The sequence below is a fragment of the Pantoea sp. sgz302252 genome, from assembly GCF_047713085.1.
Classification (GTDB): Bacteria; Pseudomonadota; Gammaproteobacteria; order Enterobacterales; family Enterobacteriaceae; genus Scandinavium.
The window spans coordinates 1-4512 of the sequence record NZ_JBLFJW010000068.1 but is presented as its reverse complement, the minus strand read 5'-3'; the positions used below and the strand labels follow the sequence as shown (position 1 = coordinate 4512).

At 45.4% G+C, this 4512-nt stretch carries 4 protein-coding genes and 1 pseudogene; all 5 read left to right on the top strand.

Annotated elements, in window-relative coordinates:
* Positions 1–848, top strand: an 848-nt coding sequence (locus tag ACLW56_RS24830; protein ID WP_330986273.1) for a type VI secretion system Vgr family protein, incomplete at its 5' end; no start/stop codon positions are given.
* Complete coding sequence (locus ACLW56_RS24825; protein WP_330986272.1) at positions 848–1654, top strand: DUF4123 domain-containing protein; 807 nt, start codon at positions 848–850, stop codon at positions 1652–1654. The genes ACLW56_RS24830 and ACLW56_RS24825, both read left to right, overlap by 1 nt.
* A 356-nt stretch (positions 1655–2010) precedes the next feature.
* Positions 2011–3000, top strand: a complete 990-nt coding sequence (locus ACLW56_RS24820; protein WP_330986271.1) for a hypothetical protein — start codon at positions 2011–2013, stop codon at positions 2998–3000.
* A 32-nt stretch (positions 3001–3032) separates the two neighbouring features.
* Positions 3033–4034: a hypothetical protein gene (locus tag ACLW56_RS24815; RefSeq protein WP_330986270.1), complete on the top strand. Its 1002-nt coding sequence runs from the start codon at positions 3033–3035 to the stop codon at positions 4032–4034.
* A 58-nt stretch (positions 4035–4092) separates the two neighbouring features.
* Positions 4093–4512 (top strand): annotated as a pseudogene (locus ACLW56_RS24810) (contractile injection system protein, VgrG/Pvc8 family); the annotation flags it as partial.

Here is a 4512-nt window from a genome sequence, read left to right as displayed (position 1 = left end):
CGGTCGTTACCGGCCCGCCAGGTGAAGAAATTTTCTGCGACGAGCACGGGCGGATCAGGGTGAAGTTTTTGTGGGATCGCTACAACGGCGCCACAGAAGACAGTTCCTGCTGGATCCGTGTGTCGCAAGCGTGGGCCGGAACTGGATTCGGTAATCTGGCGATCCCGCGCGTGGGCCAGGAAGTGATTGTCGATTTTCTCAATGGCGACCCTGACCAGCCCATCGTGATGGGCCGAACCTATCACGAGGACAATCGCTCACCGGGCGATCTGCCCGGCACCAAAACGCAGATGAGCATTCGGTCAAAAACCTACAAGGGAAGTGGGTTTAATGAACTGCGGTTTGAGGATGCGACGAACGAGGAAGAGGTCTATCTGCATGCTCAGAAAAATATGCAGGTCATCGTGCTGAACAGTCAGGACCAACGGGTGAACTACGACCGCACGGTCAGCATTGGTCATGATGAATCGCTGGTGGTGGCCAATGATCGGAAAGTAACCGTTGATGGTAAGCAGGATCATAAGACTACAAAGGATCATGTAAGCCTTGTCGAAGGTAATCACGGACTGGAAGTCAAAGGAGACCTGGCTCAGAGGATTGCCGGTGCGCTGGGCGTCAGCGCGGATGGTGATATTGTGTTTCAGAGCAACAGTAAAATCAGTTTCCGTGTTGGAGGATCTTTTGTCGTGATCCATGCCGGCGGGGTGGATATCAGAGGTCCGATAATAAACCTTAATGGCGCAGGGAGCCCTGGCGAAATCATTCTGCCGATGCGGCCAGTCATCCTGAAATCGGCTGCGGGTAAGGGAACGATGTTCGTGTCCCACTGCCCTCAGGAGGGGTTGTGATGACGACACCAAAGCGCTATGCCGTTATTGACGGGGCCATCGAAGAAGGCGTAACGGATTTTCTGGCTCAGGAAAAGGCACCGAGCTGTTGTCTGTATGCAGACCCCATCCAGCCGGAGCTGATCACCTTGGCGCCTTATCTTGTGGAAGTCACGCCCGGGGTGGAAGCCTGGCTGGCAATGAGGGAAACGCCATGGGGACTTTTTATCACCTCCGGACTGAGCCTGCAAAAATTACAGCAGCATCTCCGGTTTTTTTTGTGGGTGACGATCCCTGATCAAGATAAACCTGTCCTGTTTCGTTTTTATGATCCCAGGAATATTGGTGCCCTGCTTGAGGTGCTGACCGGGCGGGAACGGCAATTATTTACTTTTCCGCTGCTAAAAATAACGGCGATGCTCAATGGCATCAGTCAGGAATTTGATTTCAGCCCGCAGGTGACTGATACATCGACCGCTGAGGGTGAAAATAAAGAGGTGTCCCCCTTACGATTTACCCGAAGACAATATGAGAAGTTGAACCTGCAGGCTCAGACAAATTACCTTCATGAGCTTGCCGGATTTATAAAGCAGATTATAACGGACAGCACAATATCAGTGAGTCATCTTGCGGAGGAGTATTTTCTGTTCTGTCAGGCACATGACATTACCGATGATAACTCTGTCAGACAGATGATTAGATTATTGCTTAATGAAAACATTCACGATACGCAGGATATACCTGATAACTGGCTGGAGGTACTGGGCGACACTGCGCAGCCCGGATACCGACGGGTGCAGGAACTGACAACAGATAAAGGATTATAATATGGCATCACCTTCAACAACTGCCGGAAAAGCGTGCGCTGAAAGCTGATGGCACTCCGAATAATGTTACGCTGAGTTATAAAGGAGAAGCCAGCAGGCTGGAGATAACGGATATTTTTCAGACACCGTGGAGGTATCTGAGCTCGATTACGTCACCAAAAGATATTTTTGATGAACCAGCGCATTACAGCGTTATCGTTGACAGCTGTTATGAGTGTGGTACCTATGCAGAAATCGACGTCTATCCCACCCTTGAGATTCGTTTTACCACCGGGTTGAGTTATGAAATATCTTCAACCCGACGAAAACGTACCATCAAAGAGTGTCGTGATGAGCAAATAAAATCCCGACAGGCCATGGAGGATACGAAGCCGAAGAATAACAATAAACTCCGTTCTGGCTGGCAGGATCAGACAGCTGAATTTGAGTTCGTCAATAAAACGATGCTGAATGTCAGTTTCGGTGTCAAAGTTTGCAATACTGAGTTCAGCGAGGAGTATAAACAGGAGGTCAGCAGGCGTTGCCGTAATGGCGCGCTGGAGCAGTTGAGCAGGATAGACAGTCTGCTCGACAGAATAAATACCTACTTTGCCCCCGATCCTGAAAACGAGAACAGTACGAGGCAGTACTCCGTTTTCAGTTGTAATGTGGAACCGGTGGAATTAGGTATTTCCTATGCTTATCAGTACACCGATGTGGAAAAGGGGCCGTGTCATTTCTTCGGCCTGTACGGCAGTCCATTTCTGAAGGCATCTTTGAAATTTGATATTATTCAGTTTATCTGTGCGTACTGTAAAATAGATTCGCTGGTAGCGAAATGCCGTAGCTACCTTAAGAAACACGGTACCAGTGTAGAGTGCTATATCGAAATATCACCAGGTGTAAGCCTGAATCTTGGAGCTGCTTACAATAAAAATAAAGATGAATGGACATTTAATATTCTCGACAATAATAAACTCTTTCTCGGATTGGAGGGGGTGGTCAGTGCGACTTTTGAAGCTGAAGTGTTTGTTGTTGAATTTAAAGCACAGGCAGAGGGGGCTATTTTATCAGAGGCTGGATTTGCGCTAGATCCTCATGACAATGGACTGGATTTGGTTTTGTATCATAATGGGGTTAAAGGGGATTTCAAATTTTATGCTGATATGGTTTATGGTAAAGATAAGAAGAAGGCATCAAAGAAAATCAATAGCATGAATAAAAGCTGGGAATTATCTGTTCCATTGAAGAAAGAAAACTCTCCTGTTAGAATTAATATTTATGGAAGAGAGAATTTAGTGCGTTCTCCTGTTATTACTCCACCCACATATTTTGAAATTTGGGCGATGAGTTCTAATATGGGATGATTATAGATAGGTTATAATTCAATGGAGATGAAATGAAAATTAAATTTGTTCTTTACATATTTGTTTTTTTTGGAGTTGTCATGATGCTAACAGCCAATGCTGAGACTAAAAAGGATAGGGTTCGAGTTTTATTTAATATAAATCAAGCGTACTGTGCCATTAAAACTAACTCAGTTACAGGGTTCACCAATCGAGATTCTGCATCAGAAGGTCGTGGTGGTGGTATATCTAGCACAAATGCTTTGATGTTAATGGAAAATGGTATTAATGAAATTAGTTTGGAATTTGGCTCTTTAGGATGGTTTTCTGATGGTAATAGCTTTAGGGATAAGTTAGAGTATTTCAATCCTCAGGCTGAATGCAGCCTGGATTTAGTCCGGTTTCATGAGGGTGAAGAACAGATTATTTCATCTATGAAAGTGGTGGTAAATAATAGCGGGCAGCCTGAAGCTTTAAATGATAATAATCATCCAGTTTCAAAACTTAAAGTTTTAGCTGAGCAAATTGTCCCTGGGCATATTGATTCAGATTATTACGATAGTAACTATTACCCTAAAGGAATGGCTCTTTATAGATTCACACAGTCAGTTGCTATAAGTGGTATTCCTGAATGGCCTTGGGTAAGAGCGCAAGTTTTTACCGGAGCAGATAATCAAATTAAAGATCTTAAGTCTGCATACATTGAAATGGCTGAGATTATCAAAAGTCGAAGCCGTTTAAATCTTAAAGAATTTAATAAAGTTGCACTCGAGGCATGGTCAGAAACCACCGGTGAAAGCAAGGATGATATTTTATATTCACTATATCCAGTAAATAAATTAGAGGGAGGGGGGGCGAAACTCCTGCCCATAAAATGGGATGACTATGATATTCGGGTTATGAATAAAGGGCGGATGGTTCAATTTTATAACAAATCTAACCCGGAATACTCACCTCTAACATACAGATATATTGATGAGGATGGAGATGAATGTTTAGGTTTTTTTGCTCCAATATTTTCACTAATCAATGGTAAGTTTGTTCCAGTAATTTAAGATACTTACAACATTTTCGATGGCCTGACGTTATATAGACTCAGGCCTTAATTATTGCTATGAATCTTACGTCGGGCCCTCCTCCGTGGTGAGCCAGGAGTACACCTTCAAAGTGCCGGACTGGCCGGGCAGCTACGACCACAGCGCAGAAAACCTGAATGGTCAGTATGAACAGTATGAAATTTATGACTATCCCGGACGCTTCAAGGATGAGCAGCATGGCGAAGATTTTACCCGCTATCAGATGGAGGGGCGGCGAAATAGTGCGGAGGCGGCAAGCGGGAACAGCCATTCACCCAGGCTATGGCCTGGCACACGGTTCACGCTGACCGGGCATCCGGTTGAGAGCCTGAATCAGGAATGGCAGGTGGTGAGCAGCTATATGACGGGCTCCCAGCCTCAGGCGCTGCATGGCAGCCAGGGCCAGGGCACCACGCTGGATAATCATTTTACCGTCGTTCCTGCCGACAGAACCTGG

What these genes read in the sequence shown, in the direction of transcription:
- ACLW56_RS24825 (WP_330986272.1), top strand. Translation starts at nt 848, where the DNA reads ATGACGACACCAAAGCGCTATGCCGTTATTGACGGGGCCATCGAAGAA.
- ACLW56_RS24820 (WP_330986271.1), top strand. Translation starts at nt 2,011, where the DNA reads ATGGAGGATACGAAGCCGAAGAATAACAATAAACTCCGTTCTGGCTGG.
- ACLW56_RS24815 (WP_330986270.1), top strand. Translation starts at nt 3,033, where the DNA reads ATGAAAATTAAATTTGTTCTTTACATATTTGTTTTTTTTGGAGTTGTC.